This window comes from Candidatus Brachybacter algidus (assembly GCF_016707225.1).
Taxonomy (GTDB): Bacteria; Bacteroidota; Bacteroidia; order Chitinophagales; family Saprospiraceae; genus Parvibacillus; species Parvibacillus algidus.
In genome coordinates this window covers 232,212-257,004 of sequence record NZ_JADJID010000005.1, presented here as the reverse complement: position 1 = coordinate 257,004, position 24,793 = coordinate 232,212, and the positions used below count along the sequence as shown (strand labels likewise).

Below are 24,793 nucleotides of genomic sequence, written 5' to 3'. Positions count from 1 at the left end.
CTGATTAAAATCAAGGGCTTTTGAACGCGAAGATTGCATTGTAATAATACCTTTCTCACCTTATCATCTCTTCACCTTCTCACCTTCTCACCTCTTCACCTTCTCACCTCCTCACCTTCCTCACCTCATTCCACCTCCAGCTCCTGAGCCATCGTCACCTGCCTTCAAATCAGAGTTATTAATGCCTTTCTTAGATTGTTTATTGCTAAAATTCAATTTACCGAACATCCAGTTAAAACTCAATCTACCACCAAAAGCGTAGAATTTATTCACAGAAGAATAAGTGAATCCATTGCTTGTAATATCGGTTTTGAGTTTTTGATACGGCGTGAATGGATTGTCTACACCGATAGAAAGAGTCGCTTTTTTCTTTAAAAGATCACGTTTCACGCCTATACCATAGAAATAGAAACTAGTGCTTTTTCCTTGTGCTGTGAATGTCGGACCTCTAAAACCTGCATAGCCCTGCACGCCCCATACATCATAAAGTGTCCAGTTAAGAAAGCCATTAAGACCATAATTTATTCCACTATTATTGATGCCCAAAGTATTGTTTTCTACTTCGACATAACTGACATCTATATTACCTCCGACCATAAATTTGTAGCCTTTCATCAAGTTGCCGCTTAGGTTAATACCGGTATTGGTATTATTTGCCTGGTTAAAATAAGTTGTCACCAAAGTATCACCACGCTGGATCCTTACTGCCTCTATTGCATTGTTTGTAAATCTTCTATAGATGGAAGCGTTGATAGAACTCAACCCAAAATATGTATTAAAGCCTACCTCAATATTATGGGATAATTCGGCTTCCAAAGCAGGATTACCCTGAGTAATATTCTTAGGGTCTGCCTGGTTACTGTAAGGATTCAAATAAAATAAACTAGGTCTTTGTAACCTTTGGTTATAAGATAATTTTAAGCCTTTGGAGCCAATTTTATAAGACAATGTAGCACTCGGCAAAATATTGTGATAATTCTGATTCAGATCACGTTCCGTCTTGAAAAGATCTCCTTCTATGTCCGTTCCTTCATACCGTACACCCGCCTTTACGCCCCACTTATCGCTGATTGTCCACGTACCTTCAGCATATCCGGACATTACATTCTGATTATACCCAAATTGACTCGAACGAGCATTATCTCTTTCTTTTAAATTGGATACAAGATTGAGTGTATCGAATGTATAAACACTCTCCACCTGTCTGAAAATTATTTTGGCTCCAACATCCAGATTAAAATCTTTAGTAAATGGATGACTGTAATCTATCTGAGCTGTAGTTTCTTTGTTTTTCCCGTCATTATTACTGAACTCTGCATAATTCAATATATTAAATGTATTAAACTGTTGAATTTCATAATCTGTAGGCTTTATATTATTGCTAAATTGACCAGAGATGGTTAATTCCTGATTCTCCTTTTTAAACTTGTGTTTATAGTCCAGCGTTACATCCACATTTTTATTATCGTTGTAACTTTCCTGATCCCTGGAGTAATCAAATAACACAGTATCCAAAACACTTTGGACTGTGCGGATATTATTATTCAAGGACATACCGAATTTACGAAATGCCACACCTGCATTGATATTGTCTTTAGGTGTGATGTCATAATCTACTCCAAAATTAAGTCTGCCTCCTATACCATTTGTATTATTAGGCCCTGTCTGCCTGAGTATATCAAAATCAGAAAAAGATCTTGTAGCATCCATTGTCCCCTTTGCTCTCCAACCAAATCCACCAAAACCTGCATTAAATCCAACTTTATCGTACTTGAGGTTTACATTGGCGCCTGCAAAAGTACTTCTGGTGCCACCAGATAAATTTATATTACCACTAAAGCCTTTGACTGTTTTTCTTTTGGTGATAATATTGATGATACCTGCACTACCCTCCGCATCATATTTGGCACCGGGACTGGTGAGTACTTCTACTTTCTCTATTTCGTCCGAAGGTATCATTTTCATTGCTTCGGATACACTTGAGGACATAACTCCGGACGGCTTACCGTTGATAAGCACTTTGATATTCTGACTACCACGCATTGACACATTGCCGTCTAAATCAACACTTAATGTTGGAACCTTTCTAAGAACGTCTGCTGCTGTCCCTCCTTTATTCGAAACATCTTTGGTGGCATTATAGACTAATCTATCTATTTTGTTTTCAATAAGGCTTTGTTGTCCCACTATGACTACCTCATCTAGCATCTTTTGCTCAGGACTTACTATGATCTTACCCAGCATTCTCTCAGGAAGAGAGTCAGAAATAACAATATTAGGAATAGTTATGGTGGTATATCCAAGGTAGCTGATCTTGAGATCATAGGTTCCATTTTTCACTTCGATAAGAGAAAACATCCCTTTGGAGTCAGTAAGACTGCCATCTACAGGGCTTTCCTTACCTTTTTTGAATAGTGCAATAGTCACATATTCTAATGACTGCTTCGAAATACTATCAACAACACCTCCGGATATCTTTCCTTTGCCCTTAATAGCCCCTCCGAAGGGCATTTGCCCAAAAACATTTAAACTAAAAAACGTAATAAGTGTAAAAAGTATTAATCTCATATTTAGTAAATTTTGAACCATAACACGATTTTAGGCATAACCTTCTCATGTTAGTTATTATTTTAGATGAATGCAATTATTAATCGGATAGATGTGGTCAGTGATCAGTAATCAGTAATCAGTAATCAGTAATCAGTAATCAGTAATCAGTAATCAGTAATCGAAAAATTGATTTTGAATCCGATTGTTCAATTTAGAATGAACTAATATTCCCCGAGAAACTGCCAACTCTCATTATTCATTGTTCATTATTCATTGTTCATTATTCATTACTCATTATTCATTGATTTACCTACCCTGAACATAAACCAGGTACTTTTCTTCAAAGTAACTATCTGAAAACCATTTACTTATAGCATAGCTTTCAACATAATCTTTCTTGCCCAATTCTTTTCTTTCTTCTTTAAATGCCGGTCCTTTAAGAGCTATTAATCCATTTGGAATAGCATGAATGGACTTAGCAGAAAGATGCTTTAAAGACCAGAATGTGAGATCCCTTAAACTCGCAACAGCTCTGGTGACAACAAAATCTACCGTGATTTTTAGAGATTCCACCCTTCCCACGATAGCTTTAACATTGGTCAATCCAAGTTGTTCGGCAATATCTTCCACTACTTTGATTTTTTTTCCGATACTATCAACAAGAATAAACTCGGTCTCCGGAAAAAAGATTGCCAATGGAATTCCCGGAAATCCACCTCCAGTGCCAAGATCAAGGACTTTTGCTCCTGGCTGAAATCGCAAGAACTTTGCTATTGCCAGGCTGTGCAACACATGATGTAAGTAAAGAGCATCAATATCTTTACGGGACACAAGATTAATTTTTTCATTCCAATCTTTATAAAGCTCAAAAAGTGCAGTAAATTTCTTTTTTTGTTCCTCCGTCAAGGAAGGAAAATATTTCAATATTATTTCCAATGTTGTTTTGTTTTCAAAAGGCCAAAAATAGAGAGAATTCCCATAACAAAAGGAAAAGCTGCATCAAATAACAAAATATCAGTGATTCTCAAGTGCTGATGTAATACTTTTTGGATGTATTTAAAGCAAATAATTATAAGAATGTATCTAATAAATAAAAGAATAATTACCCACCATATATTCATGCAAAATGCAATTACAAGCAAGCCCGAATAAAACATTGCCCATGTCAATCCGAATAAACCTAAGAGAAATATAAATACAGTAGCATAGCGCTTACTTACACTATAATGTCTTGCCTTTTGTTTGAAATACTGAGCCCAGGTTTTCGCACTTTGCGACATGACAAAAGTATCTTTATCGAGTATGAATTTGATCTTAGTTTCAGCTAATGCAGCCTGCACAGTAAGATCATCATCACCTGCCATCAAATCCTTATGATCATCAAAATAATTAAGTTTTTTAATTAAGGAAGCGCTGTAACCCATATTTCGCCCTACTCCCATATATGGCATGCCAGCGATTCCAAAGCCAATGTATTGCAGCGCTGTTATTATATTCTCAAAAGTAGAAAAACGAGCCACAAATGTTTTTCCGGAAGTAAAAGGTGCATATCCTGCCACTAGTTGATGATCAGGATCTATTCCTGCAAGCATCTTAGCGGCCCAAAAAGGACTTGATGGTCTGCAGTCTGCATCACTTAGCAAAATATTTTCGAACCGCGCATGCTCAATGCCTTTCCTTAAGGCATTCTTTTTCCCAGGTTGTTTTTCATTGGCTAGATCAACAATTATTAATTCTGAATGATCGGCACTAAACTTCTTTAAAATATTAAGTGTTTCATCATCACTGTGATCATTGACAACGATCAGTTCAAAGACTATGTTTTTTTGAGATAGGAAAAATGGGAGATTATCAGTAAGGTTGACTGCCTCATTACTTGCGCATATGATAATAGAAACCTTGTTACTAATAGCAATATTGGCGTCTGAATATCGTTTATTTGAGGTGAGATAATAGGTCAGAAATATCCAATATATTATTTGAAACAGAAAGCTTAAGATTGTTACCCAGAAGATGAATTCAATCATAAGGTCCTTGTCAATTAATAATATTGTTTAACAACGCAAATTAAAGGGCAAATAATTACCTTTGCGGGTAATAATGAGTTTCAAATATATTACATTTTTATTAAAACTATGGCATGATCAAAAAGCTATACCAGGTTATATTTTTACTTTTTACTGTTCATTTTTCTTTTGCACAAATGACCGACAATGGTCAGACCAGATACGGCAACGAATGGATCGTAGATGGACAGCTATATTATAAGATCAAAATCACTGAAGATGGCGCTTATAAAATAGATCAACCCACTTTAAAAAATGCAGGTTTCACCGGCGACATCATAGGATCAGATTTACAATTATTTAAAAATGGAGCAGAAGTTCCAGTCACTGTAAGTAGCAATGGAACATGGTCTGCTTCAGATTTTTTAATCTTCAATGGTTATTACAATAAAAGTGAAATCGACAAATATTCATTTCCAAATGGAACAAATGATATAGTCAATCCAAAAGCAAGTATGTATTCAGATACTGCAGTTTATTTTCTGACGATCAATAATTCAAATTCTAATTCAAGAACTAAGAATCTCCCAAATATTCTAAATAATTTACCTGCAGCCGAAACGTCAATAGATCGAATCTCTGAATTAAATCTGAAAGAGCTTTGCAATACTAAAACGGAATATGCCGGTACCCATTCTTATGTAAATACTCCTTTTTCATCAGGAAAAGGTATGGTAGCAGGCGCTTATAACCAAACCTACAGTTTAGACTGCCCGGGATTGATAAATACTTCAAGATTACCTGTATTCAGCCTTCGCGGTGTTACTTCACCCGGCAATGTAACCTTAAATATAGGCCATGACCTTAAGTTTTATATGCAGGATAAATTAATGTACAATGCATATGCTCAATACGAAAATGTGCTGTATGTTAATTTTTCTTACTTGGATACATTCCGTGTAATAAAACCTTTGGATAACAGATATACCTTAACCAATGGTCACCCTTTAGATCAAATCAGAGTTGGTTATTTATCCATACAATATCCAGCTGCTTTAATTGTAGAAAATGATCAGCCACTCAAGTTTCATTTGGAGGCAAACGATCAGGATAGATATCTTGAATTTGAGTATTCAGGCATAAATCCTACTGCACCTTACTTAACTGATTCTATAGGTAGTTTCAATTTGACCGGAGTAGTAGAAGGAAGTAAAATTAAGTTTAAACTCCCGGCCTCAAATTCTTCCTTGCCATTGATCCTTTTTACCAATAATAATTACAAAGCTGTCAATAGTATCTCTTCAGTTGTATTAAAGTCTTTCAAAAATTTCAACCCCCAGTATGTTATTCTTTCACACACATTGTTGATGAATGGCCCTGCGGGAAGTTCAGCTGCAGACCAATATGCTAATTATCGCAGATCCCCGGAGGGTGGAGGTTACAATGTAGCATTAGTAAATGTAAGTGACGTCTATAATAGTTTTTGTTACGGCTTGGATTACAATCCTATGAGTGTAAAAAACTTTGCCAATTATTTAGGGCTTTCCGGAGATGCAAAGTTTATGTTCATCCTCGGTCGCGGACGAGATTATAAGGACATCAGATCTGATTCAGACCTAAAAACAGCTATAAGTAAAGGCTATGGAGTTCCTAGTTTTGGTGATTATGGCTCAGATAATTTATTAGTATCTAAATCCTTTGACAAGTTGGACCTTAACCAAGCGATTGGAAGGCTGCCGGCTGTCACACAGGATGAAGTCATTGTATATTTGAATAAAATAAAAATAAGTGATGCTGCATATAATGCACCAGGTGATAATGAATCCAAACAGTGGACAAAGCAGATAGTACAATTGAATGGAGGCAACGTCGGCGGGCCTGATCAGGCAGGGATAGCTGATGGACAGAAAGAAGCACAGGATATCATAGAAACAAGTAAGTTGTCAGGGTTTGTCACTACTTTTGTTAAAGGATCTAATGAAACAATTGGAAAGGCATCCGAAGATTATTTCAAATTGGTCAACCAAGGTGTCTCCATCGTAGATTACTTTGGACATGGCGCTCTTGCATCTTTAGAATATCCTATCGATATACCTTCCAAATATAGCAATAGTCCAAGATTGCCTATTCTCATAATTAAAGGCTGTAAGACCGGAAATTGTCAGCGTGATGGCAGCTCCATCCCTGCAAAATTTCTGTATGAGGACAGCTATCGGAATACAGGATTCAGAGCAGTCATTGGTAGTATTTCTGATAGCGATTTGAATACACTAAGTGCTTTAGCTAGAAGATTTTATACTTTGCTGGGCGGTACTTTATATGGAAAGACCCTTGGCGAAGTATTCCAAAACACATTCAACACACCCGGGTTAAATCAATCAGGTGAAAGCATACAACAATTGTATGTCGGAGATCCTGCTTTATCTATAGCCCCGTTCCTTGGTCCTGATTTCACGATAGCTCCTAATTCTGTCAAAACTAATCCTGAAGTCATTACAACGATAGAAAACAAATTCGAAGTTTCATTCGATATTATAAATTTAGGAACAAACTATTCAGACACTTTATTTTATACTGCGACGTATGAAAACCCAGCAAAAAAAATAATAAAATCAACAAAACAATTCATTTTAAATCCAAGATCTACAGGCCGTTATAAATTTGATTTCGAATTAGATAAAACAAATTCATCAGGAGAAAGTACGATATATATCACGTTAGATCCGGATAATAAAATAGCTGAATCTGTGGCTCCTCAGGCAGAATTAAATAATGAATATAAAAACTCATTAGGGACAAAGGGATTTAAGTTTTTCATCAAAACGTCAGCAATTGAGGCAGTATATCCTTATAGATATTCAATAGTAGACACTAATAAGGTTACTATTTCAGCTTATTCTCAGTCGCTGAATTTATTGCCAAAAAATTATACATTTTATCTTGATACAACAGACCTTTTCAATTCTCCTATTTTAGAAACTAAGGTTATTTCATCTATTGCAGGACATCTTGAATGGTCTCCTAACTCAACACTTCTGGAAGAAAAAGTATATTATTGGAAGGTAACAAAAGACTCATTATCACCTTCAGAACCATTCAATATTGCTACCTCTAGCTTTACTTATTTAAAGGGCAAAACTGGTTTTTCTCAATCGCACAATGGGCAGTACAGGGAGGATTCACCACAGAATCTGAGCATTGTGGGTGGGGGAAATAACCCACAATTTGGGAAGAGGACAATGAATTTTACTTATAAAAATGGATATCCAAAGATAATGGTTGAACCACTTTTATTAGGTACAAATAGAGAAGGAGTAAATATAGGTGCAGGAAGGCCATATCTATCATATGGGCAATCTACAGAGGGACTCTTGGGGACACTTTGGTATAAAAAAGATTCTATGTTTGTAGCTTATCCAATAAATACTAATCCATACGGCGCACTTCCTGCAGCTAGCAATATTAATAATCGTAATTATTTAGTTTTTGAATCATCAACAGAGGAAGGTAGAAAATCCATAGTAAATTTTATTGAAAACGTAGCGGGTCCCGAAGATATTATTGTATTTTTTACCTATTTAAATAAGCCAAACGATGACCTATCATTGTCTAAATGGGCAGCAGATTCCATATCAAATAATGGAAAAAATATATTTAATGTTATCGAAAAATATGGAGGTACTAAGATACGAAATTTATTAACCACAGGTCCCGCTCCTTATACTATAGCTTTTGATAAATCAAAAGGGAAAATACAAGAGGAACTTGCGCTTGACACGCTCCCAATAGATATAATTGTAAACACGCTATGTCATGCTGATGGTGGTAAACTTTTTAAAGTCTTCGGGACATCGGGATTGTGGGATTCTTTTGAAATGATTCCTAAAGATTCTGTTGGACGTAAAGATACAATCAACCTTAAATTGACTGCTATTCATAAGTTTAATGCCGATTCCAACTATGTAATATCTTCCATTGTTACTTTAAATCAAGATCCAATTTTAATTGATTTAAAAGAAGTAGATGCTAATAGATTCCCTTCTATTAGTATGGATCTAAGTATAAGAGATCCTTTCCTTTATAGAGGAAAAATGGATCAATTTGAATACGTAAGATTCATTTCCAAAGAATTGCCAGAGGCTACTCTTTTAAATAATTCAGTTTCCTTTCAAACGGATACTATAAATCAAGGAAGCCAGGGAATATTCAAGATCCGTTCTAAGAATATTGGCAAACTGCCAATGGACAGTATGCTCGTCAAATTTACACTTAGAGGAAATAGTCAAGGTACTAATGAGGAATTCATCAGATTTGAAAAACTACCAAAAGGTAGCTCGTCGGAATATCCTTTTAAGTTTGAAACTAAAAAACTAACAGGAAATTATGATTTTATCTGCGAGATGAATCCAACGGAAGATCAGCCTGAAGCTTTTCATGGCAACAATATCTATTCGAGAAAATTATTCGTGCAAGGAGATAATCAAAATCCTTTGGTAGATGCTACTTTCGACGGGGCACGCATATTCAATGGAGATATCATTTCTTCCAAACCATTGATTAAAATCACAATCAGAGATGAAAACAAATTATTTCCACTTGACGATCCTGCATTATTCAATTTAAATTTAGTCAATGCATTTGGTCAAGATACATTAATTCCCTTGACAAGTGCTGAAATTAAATTTTTCCCTGCAGATATTGCAAAGATTGGCAAGAAGAATGAAGCAATAATAGAGTATAAACCTGACTTTGCTGTCTATCCTTCAAGCTTCAATGGAGATGGAGAATATTCTATCAGGATCACTGCGAAAGATGTAGCAGGCAACCAATCGGGTAAATACGACTTTGAGAAACGATTCAGAATTATCAATAAAAAATCAGTTTCCAATGTATTTAACTATCCTAATCCCTTCTCGAATGCGACCAGATTTGTATTTACATTGACAGGATTTGAACTACCGACTTATTACAAATTGCAAATAATGTCTGTAAGTGGCAAGATCGTTAAGGAGATCAGTCAGAATGAATTAGGTCCGCTTAAGATCGGCAAACATATGACAGATTATGTGTGGAATGGCACCGATGAATATGGTGATAAACTAGCGAATGGTGTTTACTTATACAGAATGATAATGAAGGATCAAGAAAAGAAAAATTATGAAAAGTTAGAAGACGGCAGAAATATAGAAGAATTCTTTGATGGTCAGTGGGGAAAATTGGTGATTATCAGGTAGATTATTTCAACCAATTTAATCCTTTACACTTATTTACGTTTCTGCTATAAATCATCTTTTGTTTTATAAAAATATTTCCTTTTTTATATTCATTAAACAAATATTTTGTTTTACCGAAATCTAAAGTAAAAACACTTTTAATAAATATACTAAAAATAGATATTAAGTACTTTTTCAATAGACTATTAGCAACCGTATCGGGTTGTGCAATATCTGTTATTTCCGTTCTCTTCCGCAACAGAATCATATCTAACGCTCTTATAGAATCAATATTTTCCAACTTATTGCTTCGAAAATGAATAATATTTGAGTTCGTTACAAATCCAATTCCGTATCCATGATAGCTTACCCTTTGGCAATAATTAGTATCCTCACCATAATGAAAGAACATTGATGTATCGAATCCTCCTACCTCTTCTATACAACTCCGAGTCACCAACCATGCTGCAGCATTAATCAAAGTAATTTTCCGAACTCTTTCATCCGAGGAATTTGATACACTTTTAAAATAAGGTTTAATATAATTTTCAAAGTTAGCATCTAAGGAATTTTGATTATTAAAATGCATGGGAGAAATAATCCCATATTCAGGATTCTTCTTGGCAACTTTCAATAAATTTTGAATTGTATTTCTTTCAACAACAGTATCTTGATTTAATAAGAAAAAATAATCAGCTTTTAATTCTTCAAGTGCATATTTAATGCCAATATTGTTAGCAAATCCAAATCCTTGATTTTGTGAAAGTTTAATAATTTTTATCTCTTGAAATGTTTTTCTAACTAATTCTATTGTTGCATCAGAGGAATTATTGTCTATCATAATAATTTGAGGAATTATATAGCCTTCAAGGATACTTTGTATGCAGTTCACTATATACTTGCTACCGTTATAAGTAGCTATTATGACGACAACTTTAGTTTTATCATAACTAGTTTGATCATTTTTTAATAACGTCATGCATAGTTTTTATTGATTTAAAGTATAATGATAATTGTTCCGCAAAATTAAGTTTCAATTTTGCTTTAATACTTTCTAGATGTAGATTTCTAACATGTTCCTTAAAACTTGAGGGCTCCCAAACGCCCGACAACTCACTAATTGACCAAGTATTTAAATATGATTGTAATTTGCCATGATTAATTCCGATTCCAATATATGGAGTGCTATAACTCATTGAAACTATCACTCCATGCAGACTAGAACCGATAAAATACATAGCGTTTTTTATCAATAAGGTAATTTCATCTACAGAAGGAATATCAATATATATGAAATCTCCTTTAGAATATTGATAGATTTCATTTAAAGGTCGATTATTGCTATGCATTGGCAAATTTGAGAACGGACACAAAACAATCTTACATTCCAACTTATTTTGCAATTCAATTAATTGCTGATAAATAATCAAAAGATTTCCTTGTGAGTGCCAATCTGAAATCTGAAATAAAATATATTTACCTGAGCTTATATTCAACACTGCACTTCCAATATTGGATGAAAGTTTAAAATAATCATCATTTTCGAAATGAGATATTACAATTGCACTGTCAGGAATTAATTTAACATTTGAATCAAAATTTGATATATTTTTAAAAGATAAATTATCTCTGACAGCAAAATAATCCGGCATATTATTTAATGTAAATTTATCAAAACAATTGAATGAAATAGCACCTACAGAATTATAAAGTATTTTAATTGGAGTCTTAAAATCTTTTCGATTGATTAAAAAAGCATATTTAGAATTCCTGCTAAATAATACATTAATAATTTTAAATTTTAATAGTACTCTATTAACCAATTTAATCCGGCAAATTTGAGCAAAATATTTATTTAAAAAAATAAATAACCCATGCCAACTAGCGCCAATACTCTCTCCACCTGCTACGATAACAACCCCTTGATTCGTATTATTTATATTTTTCCTCATAGCCTTGAATCCACTCCCCTTCTGTCCACCTCTATGACTCAAATCAAAGGATATCATGCCATAAAATTCAAAATTGTATTTGCTTGGATAAAATTGTTCAAAAGAATACTTTATAGCTTTCACAAATAAAAGATCGCCATAGTTGAATCGGTCGAATGGTCCATAAATGCAAATTACTTGAAGATTCTTTTTATTATTATCAGCCACCTTAATGCTTCTTTCTATCAATTTTATGCAATTTGTGCTTATTTAATGTATTTTTGCTTGAAACAGAATCTATATGCGTAAATATATATTTTTATTTGTTCTCACCTATGTATCAATTAGTTTATTTTCTCAAAAGCAGATCCTCACTCTCGACAAAGCTATTCTCGGAGGACGCGATCTAGCTCCATCCTCCTGGTCCAATATTCAATGGGCTAAGAATGAAAACATCTTGTACTACAGTAAGAAAGGGGCATTTATATATAAGTATGACCCAGCTAAGAATAGAACAGACTCCATTCCTTTCATCTCTAGTGTGAATCCTAAGCTGAAAGCACTTTCAGCAGAAGAACTAAAGACTGTCACAGCGTTCAATCTTACGGCTGATGGTAAAATATCTTTTAACTCAGGTAGTAAAAATATCCTCATGGATATGAAGTCTGGGACATTAAAAATTGGTATGAATACTCCGGCAAAAGGCGAAAACATCGAAGCAAACGAAATATCTGGCCAATATGCCTATACCCAAGACAAAGCTCTGTGGATCCAAAACAAAGAAGGAAATCAAACAAAAGTCATCCAGGGTAATGATTCCATTGTCTACGGAGAATCAGTCCACCGTCAAGAATTTGGAATAGAAAAAGGTATATTCTGGAGTCCTAAAGGTAACAAGATAGCCTTCTATCGCATGGATCAATCTATGGTAACCAAGTATCCTATTTTTAATCTGACCAATACTCCAGCGACGATAGATAACATCTACTATCCAATGGCAGGTACTAAAAGTCATCATGTTACTATTGGTATATATGATTTAATCACTTCTAAAATTACATACCTGGAAACAGGTGGAGACCCGGAACATTACTTAACGAATATTAGTTGGTCACCAGATGAAAAAGAAATATACATCGCTGAAATCAATCGAGATCAGGACCACACAACTTTCAATGCCTATAATCCTGAACGAGGCAATAAAATCAGAACGCTATATGACGAAACCAGCAGACAATATTCTGAACCACTTACTCCATATACCTTCGTCCCGGGGAGCAACACTCAACTGATCGCACAAAGCAAAAGAGACGGCTGGAATAGTCTTTACCTGTATATACATGAAGGCGAACTTTTACGTCAGCTTACCAAAGACATAGAAGTAATGAATTTAAATGGTTTTGATGCTAAGAACAAGTTTGTTTACTTCCAGGGCATTTTGCCAAATTCAATCGATCTACAAAGCTTTCAAACCGAGCTTGCAACAGGAAAAACAATTCAACTGTCTCAAGGACCAGGACTGCATAATACCAAACAATCATTCGATGGTAAATATATATTTGAATCCACCTCTTCTTTCGGCCTAAATCAGACTTATTCCGTAATGGACACCAAGTCTAAAAAAACTACGAAATTATTTACCGCATCAGAACCTTTAGATAATTACAATATAGGTGCCACAAAACTGGACACACTTTACGCAAATGATGGAACAAAATTATTTTCCAGGACCATCTTTCCTGTTGATTTTGATCCTAACAAAAAATACCCTGCTATTATTTACGTCTATGGTGGACCTCATGCGCAGATGATCCGCAATACCAGACTTGCACAAGCACAATTGTGGATGTATACCTTAGCCAATGAAGGATTTATCGTGTATACACTCGACAACAGAGGTTCGTCTAATAGAGGCATTAAATTTGAAAATGTAACTCATCGGAACCTTGGAGACCTCGAGATGGATGACCAAATGAAAGGATATGATTTTTTAATGTCAAAATCATACGTAGATGGTAAAAGAATTGGAGTCCACGGCTGGAGCTATGGTGGCTTTATGACCATCAGTCTAATGACCAGATATCCCGGCAAATTCAAGGCAGCAGTCGCAGGAGGTCCAGTCACTGATTGGTCTATGTACGAGATAATGTATACAGAAAGATACATGGATACTCCACAACAAAATCCCGAAGGCTATAAAAAAGCAAGCACTTTCAATTATATCGACAATTTGTCCGGCCCAATGTTATTGATACATGGTACTTCGGATGACGTGGTAGTTTGGCAACAAAGTTTAAACTATATACAAAGCTGCGTTAGTAAGGGAAAGCAAATTGATTATTTTGTCTATCCTGGACATAAACACAATGTATTAGGTAAAGACAGAGTGCATTTGATCAGAAAAATAGCAGATTATTTTGAAGAAAAACTCTGAGAAAGGAGAATATAATAATTTCTTGAAGAACATATTCAGTTACAAAAAAAGTGGATACATAAAGTATTTTCATGAAGTAGTCGGGAATAAACTTTACTATGCCTTTTCTGCGTCAGTATTGATGACATTCTTGGACAGTATAGGCATAGGATTTATATTAGCGTTACTTCAAAATATTTTTATTCCTGCAGAATCAACTGGAAATTCAATTTTACAAAAGATTAATATGCTTTTTTTCTATTTTGGTTTTAGTAACTTAAATAATTCTACCTTATTAATTCTTGTTTTATTAATGTTCCTAATAAAAGGACTAATTTCCTATGCACAGCTGTACCTTCAAGCTAGTATAAATTCAACGATTCTTAGCGAAACTAGAAGACAAATAGTTCAAGATGTAAGTAATTTGCGATTTGAAAATTTTATTTCTACTGATCTTGGCACTATTCAAAATATTAGCACCACAGAAATTAGTAGGCTTAATACCGCAATGACTAATTATCTCAATACAATTCAATTCTCAATAATGTCATTTTGCTATATCATAATAGCTGTTTATTCAAATTTATTCTTTTCTTTTATAGTTTTACTAAATGCAGCTATAATATTATATTTCTATAACTTTATTGTTATTTACTTCAAGAAACTATCTGCTCAAGTTTCAAAAAAAGGAAATTTATACAATAGCTATATGCTTCAATTATTAAATAATTATAAGTATTTAAAAACTACCAATGGTATTGCAGAATATCAAAGAAAAATTATTGAAGAAATAAACTCACAAGAGAGAATAAGTTTGAAATTTGCAAAGATAACAGCCCTTACTATTAGCGCAAGGGAACCTCTTACTATACTAATAGTAGGATTGGTAATTGTTATTTATTATCAAATAAGTGGAGATATAAATACTATAATAATTTTTTCCCTTTTTCTATTTTATAGAACGCTTAATTATATCTTAATGGCCCAATCCAATTGGCAGAATTTTCAGCAATTCGCAGGAAGTATGCACAACATTACTCGGACAAAAACACTTTTAAAAAAGGCAACTGAACCAATAGGTAATAATGTTTATGAGGGCTTAAAGAAGGATATAAAATTGGTAAATGTTGAAGTAAAAATAAACGGAAACATAATCCTAAATCAGATAAATTTAACTTTACCCAAGAACAGCACAACAGCCATAATTGGTAAAAGTGGTGCAGGAAAATCTACTTTAGCATCATTAATATGTGGATTAATTCCTCCCAATAAAGGCAGTTTGTTGATAGACGGAAATGAACTTAAAAATTATAATATTCTTGAGTACAGAAATTCAATAGGTTATGTATCGCAAGACGCTGTAATCTTCAATGATAGTATTTATAATAATATTACTTTATGGGGAGAGAAATCTGAATTAAATATTAGAAATTTTCATAGAACAATCCGATTATCAGAATTAGACGAATTATTAGAACAATATCCTGAAAAAGAAGATACGATACTAGGCGATAATGGAATTATTTTATCAGGAGGTCAAAAACAACGTATTTCTATTGCTAGAGAACTATTCAAGAATACTGAAATAATAATAATGGATGAGGCAACTTCCTCTTTGGATTCGACTACAGAGCATCTAGTCAAAACGAACATTAATTTACTAACAGGAAATTCAACTATGATCATTATTGCTCATAGATTGTCAACTATACAGAGTGTTGAAAATATATTACTTATGGATGCTGGCAAAATATTAATATCAGGTAATTATGATTATTTAATCCAAAATTCGCAATTATTTAAAGAAATGATCTCACTTCAAAATATGAGTGATGGATTCATATAATATTACCGTTTCAGTAATCATTCCAGTTTATAATAATGACAATACGATCACAAGATGTGTTGATAGTTGTATAAAACAAAGTTATCTTCCATCCGAAATAATAATAGTAAATAATAATTCCACAGATGATTCGCAGCTCCTTATTGATCAATACATATTAAATCATCCAAGCCTAATAAGATTCATTTACGAGACAAAACCTTGTGCCAATGCAGCAAGAAATGCAGGAATTAAAATAGCAAAAGGCGACTGGATACAACTTCTGGATGCGGATGATGAATTGCGACCCGATAAATTAAGTCACCAGGTAGCACTTTTAGGAATTCAAAATAATGCTGATCTCATTTGCAGCTCTGCAACAAAATATATTAGAAATGAACAAAAGGACCAGATTCACAAAGAATTAATAATCAATGCAGATATCATCCAAGGGCTAATAAACTCTGAGGCAGGGATTACTTCTTCCAATCTTTGGAAAAGAGAGGCGCTTTTATCGCTCAATCTTTTCGATCAAGAGATCACTTCTAGTCAGGAATATTTTATGATGCTTGAATTCTTTAAAATGGATATGGGAATACTTCTGGACCCTATTTCTAAAACGAAGATTTATGTATCAGAAGAATCAATTTCGAATACAAATAATGCAGACAGATCTCTTGAAATAATGATTAATAGAATTAACTATTACAATAAATTAATGGAGGTATTAATTCAGAAAAATAAATTAAACAGCAATTATAAAAAAGAAATTATTTCCAATATAAACAGGTCTTATTGTTACAATGTGATCAGGTATGGACATTCTCACATGTCTAGATTAAAAGCTATTAAGAACAAATATGAGATTTCACCTAGTTCGATAGATATATTAGCCACTTATGCACATCAGGTTTACTCTATGTATACAATTAAAAAGGGGTTATTGAAATACCCAGATTTTGCATTGAATTTAATTATCAGGGTGGGTAAATTATTTTTATTTAAATAGATGAAATTTGATTTGTTGAGAAATTTAGGTCAACTCCATCCGGGGTTGGGATTATTATTCATCTTTCCCCGGGTTGCACCCGAAGTTATTGTTGTTTAACCCCATTCGGGATTGTGCATGGAGGTATTCCTCAATTTGTGCTCCGTTTCTCAGAAGCCTGATGGGCTTCAACTATAGTAACCCTGGGTATAAACCGGGGAGTGAAAGACATAAACTCCCAACCCCGACGTGGGTTGAATTAACCTCCCTGCCAATATGAAAGCTTAAACATTACTTTAAAATAAAATAAAGCCCGGCTTTGATATACATAACAAAACTCCGTACCGAAAAAGGATGCGGCAATTCCTTTAGAATCTCACCGGCTTCCTTTTTGTATTTCAGCGACATTGCCACATAAAAAGATTTGATAAACATTTCAAATAATGCTTTTTGATATGGGTAATTAAATGAGTAATTTTCTTCAAGATTATTATAAATGTCTTTGAGCGATTGTAGATTCATATCCTTTCCTTCTAAAAATTGCTCTCTGGTTTCAATTTTAACATGATCGAAGTAATTGTAATAAGGTCTTCTAGTGAAGTGCAACTCGTAAAACTCTGAAGCCCTTGCCAATAAATGCCTGTCTTCTCCTGTTTGCCCTTCGAATTTAAATTTATCGAACAATTCGGTAGGAGCTGCAAATGCCATATTGCCATAGTTAAGGCAATATTCCAATTTGTGCAATCCCGAATATTTTGATTTTGACCAGCTTATTTTTTCATCGTCTTTAATTAAAATCAGGTCAGAAAAGGTAATTACATTTTGAGCATTCTCAAAGATTGCAGCATAAGTCTTCAAATAATCTTCATGAAGCGTATCATCCGCATCCAGAAAGGTAATATAATCTCCGTTACTGTTGGCTATTCCATGATTCCTTGCCTTGCTCCTATCCTTTTCATCAATAGATAGCAGACGGATTCTTTTATCATCGGAATACCTTTTTACAATTTCATCCGGATGATCTGTGGAGCAATTGTCAACTATCAGTAATTCCCAATCAGTAAAACTTTGGGCCAATACAGACTGAATGGATTTGTCAAGAGACAAGGCCATATTGTAAATCGGAGTTATGATGGAGAATTTCAATTATTCGTTCTCATTTAATTAAAAAAAGGTCATCCATGCAAGTTACACATAAATGACCTTCCGTAAATATCTTTCTCAAGTTTCGTTTGTTAGTAATGGACCATAAAAGTATTTCTATTACTCAATCACAAATTAGAAATTAGAAGTTTGAATAAAACTCCGATGGTTGTGTCCAGTAAATGCATCCGCTTAAATATATTGAAAAATGCCCAAATTTGAATTACCTTTTAGGTTTCTTATCCCTTACTCACTTCAAATTCCCTCATCAGATCTACCAACACCTGCACACTCGACTGTGGCATGGCATTGTAAATAGATGCTCTAAATCCACCGACTGATCGGTGTCCTTTGATCCCGGAAATACCGTGTTGTTTGGTCAAAGCCATGAATGCATCATCCATAGAATTGTCTTCCATCACAAAACAAACATTCATCTTAGATCTATCTTCTACTGCTGTAGTTCCTTTGAATAATGGATTTCTATCGATCTCATCGTAAAGGATCTTAGCTTTGGCATCATTGATAGTTTCCATAGCCTTAACACCACCCATTTTCTTTATCCATCTCATGACTAGCATAGAGACATAAATTGGAAATACCGGTGGAGTATTGTACATGCTGCCATTATCGATGTGGGTTCTGTAGTCAAGCATGGCAGGAAGTGTGCGGCTAACGTGACCTAGCATATCCTTTCTGACAGCTACTAAAGTTACTCCGGCTGAACCCATATTTTTCTGTGCTCCTGCGTATATCAAGCCAAACTTATCGATCGGAATTTCACGGCTGAATATATCTGATGACATATCACATACGATTGGAACTTCCACATCCGGCCACCAGTTTTGCTGAGTGCCGTAGATCGTATTATTGCTAGTTAGGTGCAGGTATTTCGCGTCTTTATCTACTATGTAATCCTTAGGTATATAATTATAGTTAGATTCTTTAGAAGAAGCTGCAACGATGGTTTGTCCAAAGTTTTTAGCCTCTTTTATGGCTTTATTCGCCCAGACACCAGTGTCTATGTAAACTGCCTTATCACCATCATTCAACAAATTCATAGGGATCTGGAAAAACTGGGTACTAGCTCCACCTGTGACAAATGCGATGCTAAAATCATCAGAAAGCCCAAACAATTCCTTTACAAGAGCATGTGCCTCGTCCATAACGTCTTCGAAAGGTTTGGTCCTGTGCGACATCTCGAGTAGGCTAAGGCCGCTGCCATTGAAATCAAGAACAGCTCTTGCTGCTTCTTCGAATACTTCTTGCGGTAGGATTGATGGGCCGGCACTAAAGTTATGGATCTTCATGTGATAATGTTTTTTTGAATTCTGCTATAAAGGTATTTTTTCCAATGATAAGAAGGAAATTTTATGGTAATTAAATTAGGGTGTTAGAACTTTAGTATTAGGCGGATTAGCTTGTTGCATAAAAAAGATCATTTTCAAAATGCCACAGTAGGGACAGGTTGCGACCTGTCGCTACTGTGGCATTTTGAAAATACACATAAGTTATCATTTTAGGTACTTTCCTTATCAATGCTATCCTGGTGCACTTCACACTGGTTAGCTATTCTACTATTCTACTTATTCCATACAAACCATTTCGAACAACGGCAAGCATTGTCCCTAAATTTCCTTGATTGTTTGTACAACGGTAACCATTGTCCCTATATTTAATTTTTGGGTTACCAGATATTGAAATGCTGACTGGTCAACTCTATTACTATTATACTGGTGAACTATTCTACTGGTTAACTATAATACTAATTAACTGAAACATCACTTTCAATCGCAGGATAAGTCACCGCATACATCTCTCTGATGATGCGCTTTTGACGCGATTTAAGATACTTTGTAGGGTTTGTAGGGTTATACTTTAAAGGATTTGGTAAGATAGCTGCAAGCATGGCTGCTTCACTTTTATTTAAATCGGCAGCACTCTTTCCGTAATAATGTTGTGCAGCTGCCTCGATACCGTATATACCGTCACCAAATTCGACGACGTTGAGATACATTTCCAGGATGCGGTCTTTAGACCAAAATAATTCTATTAATAAAGTGAAATATGCTTCAAGACCTTTGCGCACCCAAGTTCTACTTTGCCACAGAAAAACGTTCTTAGCTGTTTGTTGAGAAATTGTACTGGCCCCGATCTTCTTTTTACTAACTTTATTATGAGCCATGGCTTTCTCAATAGCGTCAAAATCAAAGCCATTATGTTCGCAAAAGTTTTGGTCCTCACTTGACACGACAGCGATTATTGCATTCTTAGATATCTTGTCCATTGACACCCAGTCCTTCTCCCATCTGAAGTCCCTTGACTTATCGCTTAGCTGCTCACCAGAGCGGATAAACATGAGTGGGGTGGCTATAGCTGGCACAAACCTCAAAGCGATCACTGAGACAAAGCTTAGGATCACAAATGAAAAGATGGCCGTGTAAAGCCATTTCTTAAAGTTAATATTTTTTATTTTTTGTATCATACCCACATCACATGTTTTTCTATTGCTAGAAAGACTGCAATTTTAATGCCGAAGCACACATATTACATTATTTATTAATATATAGTTTACGATTAATAATGTACATACGCGATTAATTTATATATGACATCAAGATATTGACACTTTATAAATGATGTGCTTACATTATTAAGTGTCTCGCACAAATATAAATAATATGTTGAAAGATTTATACTTTATGTAATTGCAAAAAAATTATATACTCAAAAGCAAACTTAACAATTGTTCAAGTATCTTTGAAACTATGACTATCAAAATTTAAGAATATGTCTATTAAACATTTTATTGCTACAAGATTCAATTTAAAAATTGAAGAATGGAACACTGCAAAAGATGGGTCTGTTGTTCTTACCGAAAAATGGCTAGAGGAAAGATTTAATTTGTTTGAAAAATATTGTTTTCCATCGGTTGCTAATCAAAGTATAAAGAACTTTTACTGGTTAATTTTTTTTGATGTTAGCACTCCAGATATTTTTAAAAAACGAATTGAGAAATATACAAATGATTTCCAAAATTTTAAAGCAATCTATATTGATGGAATAAAATCCTTAAAATATTCTTTTAAGCAAATAATCATGGAAAGCTTGGAGGAAGATGATGATTTTATTATTACATCGAGATTAGATAATGATGATTCAATTCATCACGATTTTGTATATATTATTCAAAATTTAGCAATTAAGAAACATGAAACAATCATTGACTTAAGAAGAGGATATCAACTTGATATTTCAAGTAATATCTACGAGTATAGAAATTATTACAATAAATTTAATCCATTCATTAGTCTAGTTGAAAGTACATCTAATTTCCAAACTGTTTTTTCTCGAATGCATCATGAATGGAAAAATGCAACTTCAGTTATTGTAAACTCAAATTTGCCTTTATGGATTGAAATTGTCCATAAAAGAAATAAATTTAATCGAGCAAATTTTAATCTACCGCTGATTAGAAATATAAATTTAGAAGATTTTTCAATAAAAAAAGAATATAAATTGAGAAACCCAATTTATATTCTTACAAATAATTTGAAGGTTAAAATATTGAATGTCTTAAAGAATTTAAAATATAAATTAAAATACATTTTAAAGAAAATTATTCAACTGTTTTCTTAATGTTTTCTTGTAAATATTATGTACAAAACATTCACATTTATTCAATGTTGCTTTTACTATGTACTAGATCAAATAAAGGAGTGATATCTAATTTAAGTTTTACGGCAAAGGATTTGATGGCTTATTTGCTAATGCTAATTATTTAATAAACACCAAAGAATTAACAATGTAACGCAACTTCACTTATAAGCTAAAACCTAATAAGCTAATATCCCAACACGCCCAACACACAAAATGCGCTAACTCGCTAACACCCCAATATGCCAACAGACCCCCCCAAAAAAAAACTGCTCAATCAGAACGACCAAGCAGCTTTATATATTTCAAAACTATGACACTAGCTTTTTGAGTATGTAGTTTTCTCTTTAATACGTGCAGCCTTACCTACTAAGCTTCTTAAGTAAAATAATTTCGCACGACGAACCTTACCTCTTTTTACAACTCTAACACCAATGATGCTAGGAGAAGCGAAAGGGAAGATACGTTCTACACCTACACCATTAGAGATTTTTCTAACAGTGAACGACTTAGTCAGTCCGTGTCCTTTTATCTGGATCACATCACCCTTAAATATCTGAACACGTTCTTTAGCTCCTTCAATGATCTGGTAGCTGATCTCAACGTTATCGCCAGGACCGAAATCCATTTTATTTTTTAAACTTAATGTTTGTTCGTTGACAAATTTAATTGCATCCATGACGCTTATGTTTATTCTTTCTTGAAATGAGGCACAAAGGTAAGTAATAGTTATCGAAATATTTATTTTTCACTGAAAAAAAATACAACTTAATTTAACTTTAGCGCAAAAGCATTGCAGTCCCTTGCAAAACCTTCGATACTTCCCGGGGTCCGGTGATGTGAACTCGCACTACATAATTACCATTTGGAAGTGCTTTGCCATTTTTGTCCATGCCATTCCACCCAATATTCCAATCATGTGTAGTAAAAATCTCTTCTCCATATCTATCATAGACTGACATCTGATAGTCTTTGATTCCAAAGCCGTTGCCAGCAGGTCGGAAAGTACTGCTCTCACCCTGAGTAGAAGGCAGAAATGCGTTTGGTAAAAATATAGTATTTATAGGCACCACATCTAAAAATAAGGAGATAGAATCTTTACACCCATTCAGATTTGTGACCAACTGTTTAATCGATATAATACCCGTGTCTGAGAAAATATATGCAGGGTTTCTGCTTTGTAATATATCCCCATTGCTCAATTCATATTGCCACCGCACTGCATTGTTGCTTTCATCTTCTATTTGAATGTCGGGTTTGATATTAGAAACTTCATTTGGAGAATAACCAAACCCTGCTTCTGGAACATCATGAACTCTAACGGCCTTGCTAAAAAAACCATCATAGACACAGCCTACAGCATCAACCACATGGATACTTATATCATAAGCATTGACCTTCGAATATATATGCTCGGGATTTAATCCTTCGCCTGTATTGCCATCACCAAAGTCCCATGTAATTTTGTAAGAATCATCCAGGTCAGGATGAGGCTGGACAAAACTAATAAGAGCCGGAACACAACCGTTTATGTTATCCATTTCCAATACCTTGTCAGGTATCGGATAATACGGTACGATCCTGGTCACGCTATCTATGCATTGATTGGAATCACTTAGAGTTAATTTTATTTCATAGTCGCCAGGGCCTTTGAATCCATAAACTGCATCCTGCGAAGTACTGAAAGAAACCCCTTTATCCTGCCAATTACTCATTAAGGCTAAACCATCCTGACTCATAGAAAGGTTTTCAAATTTCACACCATTATCTTTACATGTATCGTATAAAAAACTAAAGTCCGGATCTATTCCCGGAAATTTATTAAATTTAAAAAAAGCGGTATCAGTGCATTGAAGACCTTTATTTAGAATCATAGTTCCGGTATAATTCCCAAATTCAAGTTTGCTGAGATCAAGATCTTTGGTAGTATAAAGGGAATCCTTCCCATTCAGAGAAACATTCCAGGAATAATTGAATATACTTGAAGCCAAGGTGCTTTTATTGTCTATCTTAACATATTCATCACCACAAAACTTGAATTCAATATCACGACCCGAAACATCATCCGTCTCTATGGAAGCTTTGATAACTTTCTCACAGTTAGTTACATTAAATTGAAAATCTCTGATCGAAGAACTTAGTAATACACCATTCCGATATTCATCTATTCTGACACCTACCACGAATTGTCCGATGGCATTCGGCAATCCGGTTAACAATCCGGTTTTGCTGTCTATGGATATCGCTGGTGCCCCACCCATGGGGAATCTGCTCGTGAATGGTGGTCTGTAAGTAACACTATCATAAGGTGGCAGACAATCAGGGCTTGGAGATGTAAGATCACAATTATTACCGAAACTATTAGGTCCTCCACCTATGATAGGTGCTACAAAATAGTAAGCCAGGCTATCACCGTCTTTATCAAAGCCTGAATGATCAAATTGCAAAGAAAAATTGCCACAAACTGCTATCGGTGGAATAGTTTTGAAAGTAGGAGAAGAGTTCTGAAGCTGCTGAGCTAATGGTGTTATCTCCGTGTAGTAAGTAGCTCCTACATCACCCGGGTTCATGATATTGAAGATCGAATTATTTCTGCAACATCTCTGATAAATGATGTAATAGCTTAGGTTGATCACCGGCAGATCAATAATCTTAGTATAAACACCTTCCTGCACGCAAACATTCGGAGGAAGTACCAGACAAGGATTGGAAAATAGATTAGTTAGATTTGATTTGGTTGGGTTGCTAAAATTTTCATTTGTTTTTATGTAACTCCCTTCAGATGTGGCTATTGAAATCCCCGCAGGCTGATCGAAGTCCGCACCTTGAGATTGACAATCTCTGAACACCCTGATTGTAATTCTGTATTTGTTGATACCATTACTGGTTGAAATGAATTCGTAACTCATCATTCCACCGATAATGTGTGCACTTTGAACTTTTGGAATGAATAGGAAGGAGGTCAAAAATATAAAGAGGAAAAAACGCTGCATGTTGACTAATTGACATTATAAAAATTGTCCTGAGGGCTAAATTTAACTATTACAGTCATTTTTGAATCAATTCA

15 protein-coding genes are annotated in these 24,793 nt (G+C 34.5%); 5 read left to right on the top strand and 10 right to left on the bottom strand.

The genetic code is table 11. The features are described 5' to 3' along the window. Positions 1–120: 120 nt before the first annotated feature. From IPI15_RS15550 to IPI15_RS15540, 3 genes are all read right to left on the bottom strand, one after another. Positions 121–2,568, bottom strand: coding sequence for a TonB-dependent receptor (locus IPI15_RS15550; protein ID WP_287405444.1), 2,448 nt, complete (start codon positions 2,566–2,568; stop codon positions 121–123). Between the two features lie 288 nt (positions 2,569–2,856). Further along, the gene (rsmG, locus tag IPI15_RS15545; protein WP_287405443.1) at positions 2,857–3,486 is read right to left on the bottom strand and encodes a 16S rRNA (guanine(527)-N(7))-methyltransferase RsmG; all 630 of its coding nucleotides are present in this window, start codon (positions 3,484–3,486) and stop codon (positions 2,857–2,859) included. Further along, complete coding sequence (locus tag IPI15_RS15540) at positions 3,477–4,577, bottom strand: glycosyltransferase (protein ID WP_287405442.1); 1,101 nt, start codon at positions 4,575–4,577, stop codon at positions 3,477–3,479. The genes rsmG and IPI15_RS15540 overlap by 10 nt, the downstream gene beginning before the upstream one ends. Before the next feature lie 113 nt (positions 4,578–4,690). Here IPI15_RS15540 and porU2 point away from each other — a divergent pair, with 113 nt between their 5' ends. Then, complete coding sequence (gene porU2 / locus IPI15_RS15535; RefSeq protein ID WP_287421147.1) at positions 4,691–9,790, top strand: putative type IX secretion system sortase PorU2; 5,100 nt, start codon at positions 4,691–4,693, stop codon at positions 9,788–9,790. Position 9,791: 1 nt separating this feature from the next. Here the strand turns inward: porU2 and IPI15_RS15530 are convergent, their stop codons facing one another. Beyond that, a complete protein-coding gene (locus tag IPI15_RS15530; RefSeq protein WP_287405440.1) occupies positions 9,792–10,748 on the bottom strand; it encodes a glycosyltransferase family 2 protein in 957 nt (318 codons plus the stop codon). After that, on the bottom strand, positions 10,729–11,928 hold the full coding sequence (locus tag IPI15_RS15525) for a polysaccharide pyruvyl transferase family protein (protein ID WP_287405667.1): 1,200 nt from the start codon (positions 11,926–11,928) through the stop codon (positions 10,729–10,731). Before IPI15_RS15525 ends, IPI15_RS15530 begins: the two co-directional genes overlap by 20 nt. A gap of 73 nt (positions 11,929–12,001) precedes the next feature. Between IPI15_RS15525 and IPI15_RS15520 the strand changes: the two genes are divergently transcribed. Genes IPI15_RS15520 through IPI15_RS15510 form a run of 3 tightly spaced genes read left to right on the top strand, consistent with a single transcriptional unit; the run spans position 12,002 to position 16,947 of the window. After that, a complete protein-coding gene (locus tag IPI15_RS15520; protein ID WP_287405439.1) occupies positions 12,002–14,134 on the top strand; it encodes a S9 family peptidase in 2,133 nt (710 codons plus the stop codon). Further along, positions 14,118–15,959, top strand: coding sequence for an ABC transporter ATP-binding protein (locus IPI15_RS15515; RefSeq protein ID WP_287405438.1), 1,842 nt, complete (start codon positions 14,118–14,120; stop codon positions 15,957–15,959). Before IPI15_RS15520 ends, IPI15_RS15515 begins: the two co-directional genes overlap by 17 nt. Next, the gene (locus tag IPI15_RS15510) at positions 15,946–16,947 is read left to right on the top strand and encodes a glycosyltransferase family A protein (protein ID WP_287405437.1); all 1,002 of its coding nucleotides are present in this window, start codon (positions 15,946–15,948) and stop codon (positions 16,945–16,947) included. The genes IPI15_RS15515 and IPI15_RS15510 overlap by 14 nt, the downstream gene beginning before the upstream one ends. Before the next feature lie 270 nt (positions 16,948–17,217). On the opposite strand, the gene IPI15_RS15505 is transcribed toward IPI15_RS15510, so the two are convergent. The 3 genes from IPI15_RS15505 to mtgA all read right to left on the bottom strand — a co-directional run bounded on the left by IPI15_RS15505 (position 17,218) and on the right by mtgA (position 20,554). Further along, entirely contained in the window at positions 17,218–18,072 is an 855-nt protein-coding gene (locus tag IPI15_RS15505) for a glycosyltransferase family 2 protein (protein WP_287405436.1), read from the bottom strand. Between the two features lie 236 nt (positions 18,073–18,308). After that, a complete protein-coding gene (gene serC / locus IPI15_RS15500) occupies positions 18,309–19,379 on the bottom strand; it encodes a 3-phosphoserine/phosphohydroxythreonine transaminase (protein WP_287405435.1) in 1,071 nt (356 codons plus the stop codon). A gap of 455 nt (positions 19,380–19,834) precedes the next feature. Beyond that, on the bottom strand, positions 19,835–20,554 hold the full coding sequence (gene mtgA / locus IPI15_RS15495) for a monofunctional biosynthetic peptidoglycan transglycosylase (protein WP_287405434.1): 720 nt from the start codon (positions 20,552–20,554) through the stop codon (positions 19,835–19,837). A 305-nt stretch (positions 20,555–20,859) separates the two neighbouring features. On the opposite strand from mtgA, the gene IPI15_RS15490 reads away from it, so the two are divergent. After that, complete coding sequence (locus IPI15_RS15490; RefSeq protein ID WP_287405433.1) at positions 20,860–21,708, top strand: glycosyltransferase; 849 nt, start codon at positions 20,860–20,862, stop codon at positions 21,706–21,708. Positions 21,709–22,045: 337 nt separating this feature from the next. Here IPI15_RS15490 and rplS read toward each other — a convergent pair whose 3' ends face one another. Together rplS and IPI15_RS15480 are read right to left on the bottom strand one after the other, a co-directional pair. Beyond that, positions 22,046–22,405 carry a 50S ribosomal protein L19 gene (gene rplS, locus IPI15_RS15485; RefSeq protein ID WP_287421145.1) on the bottom strand — a complete coding sequence of 120 codons (360 nt, stop codon included), beginning with the start codon at positions 22,403–22,405 and terminating at the stop codon, positions 22,046–22,048. Between the two features lie 100 nt (positions 22,406–22,505). Continuing rightward, positions 22,506–24,719, bottom strand: a complete 2,214-nt coding sequence (locus IPI15_RS15480) for a PKD domain-containing protein (RefSeq protein WP_287421143.1) — start codon at positions 24,717–24,719, stop codon at positions 22,506–22,508. Positions 24,720–24,793: the final 74 nt, after the last annotated feature.